Origin of the sequence: Pseudoxanthomonas sangjuensis, from assembly GCF_010211755.1 — a bacterium.
GTDB classification, from domain to species: domain Bacteria; phylum Pseudomonadota; class Gammaproteobacteria; order Xanthomonadales; family Xanthomonadaceae; genus Pseudoxanthomonas_A; species Pseudoxanthomonas_A sangjuensis.
This window is the reverse complement of record NZ_PDWR01000052.1, coordinates 1-1,304: the sequence shown is the minus strand read 5'-3', so window position 1 is coordinate 1,304 and position 1,304 is coordinate 1. Positions and strand designations below refer to the sequence as shown.

Annotated in this window: 1 protein-coding gene and 1 pseudogene; both read right to left on the bottom strand. The window is 62.3% G+C overall.

Going from position 1 to position 1,304, the window contains the following annotated elements; all coding sequences use genetic code 11:
* Positions 1-64: 64 nt before the first annotated feature.
* On the bottom strand, positions 65-1,027 hold the full coding sequence (locus tag CSC71_RS15215; RefSeq protein WP_160964030.1) for an IS1595 family transposase: 963 nt from the start codon (positions 1,025-1,027) through the stop codon (positions 65-67).
* A gap of 129 nt (positions 1,028-1,156) precedes the next feature.
* A pseudogene (locus CSC71_RS15210) lies at positions 1,157-1,304 on the bottom strand (glutathione S-transferase family protein); the annotation flags it as partial.

Below are 1,304 nucleotides of genomic sequence, written 5' to 3'. Positions count from 1 at the left end.
GCCATCGTTCGGGCGCAGCGCCTGGGCGGAGGTCTGCAAAAGCTCTCCTGATTAGCCCTGTCTCTCAGCCATGAAAATTGCCCGCCATGCGCAAAGCCGGCTCCGGACAGGGCTTGCAACGCATCATCGCCGTGGCGAGTCGTGGCAGCATTTCGGGCAGGCGGAATCTGCGATTGAATCGGTAGGCCGCTTCGGCCAGATAACGTCTCGCATATTTGCTTTGCGCGATGGCGTGGTAGACGCCGCTGATGGCGCGTTTGAGGTTGCCAAGCACCACGTTGACCCACCTGGCACCGGCGGCCTCTGTGGCTGCGCGTCCGCCGCCGGTGTCCAGTGTGGTGTGTGCATGGCCGGCGTCTTCCAGGCGGCGGAAACAGGCCAACCCGTCGGTGTAGGCCTCGCATTCTGGCTTCAGGCGACGGGCGATCCAGTCCGTGAGCGCGGCATTGTCGAAGCTGCGCACCGGCTCGATCACCACAAAGCTCGGCGCCGTGAAGCTGGCATCGGTCTGCACCGCAATCAGGAACGGTTGCTTGTTCTCCGATCCGCGCCCAGCCTTGCCGCCGTTGCGCTCCCCTCCCAGGTAGGCATCGTCGATCTGCACGAACCCGGACAGTCGACGCGTGGCTTCGCGCTCGGCCATGACCTGCATGATCTTGTGCTTCATCCGCCAGGCGGTCTTGTAGTTGACGCCCAGATGACGCATCAGCTCCAGCGCAGCCATGTTGGTCTTGGTCGAGGTCAACAGGTGCAGCGCCAGCATCCAGGTGCGCAGTGACAGCTTGGTGCCCTGGAACATCGTGCCTGCGATCAGGCTGGTCTGATGCCGGCACGCGCTGCATTGATAGTAGATGGCGCCACCACGCTTGAAGCGCGAGCGCGCCCGTCCAGCGCAACAAGGACAGCGAAATCCCTGGGGCCACCGCCATCTATACAGAGCGCGGTAGCACTTGGCTTCGGTGCCGTAGGCTGCAAAAAAATCCGGCATCGACAGTCCAGCCTGGAACTGCACGGCATTGATGCTCATGGGGCCACCTCGTCGGCTTCAGGTGACAACAGCATCTGCCCAGGCCGGCGCAGATCTTGCGACTGCTGGCTGAGAGTTAGGGCTAATCAGGTTTTGTTATTACGCGTCGTGTGGCAAACGGCTGCGCTGTCAGGCCAGACCCTCGGCCTTGAGTGCAGCCTGCACATCGGCATCGGCCAGCATGCGTTGCACGAACGCTTGCAGCGCGTTCAAGCCATCCAGATTCACAGCGGCTTTCTGCGCCCACAGCAAGGTGACGAACAAATACGCATCGGCA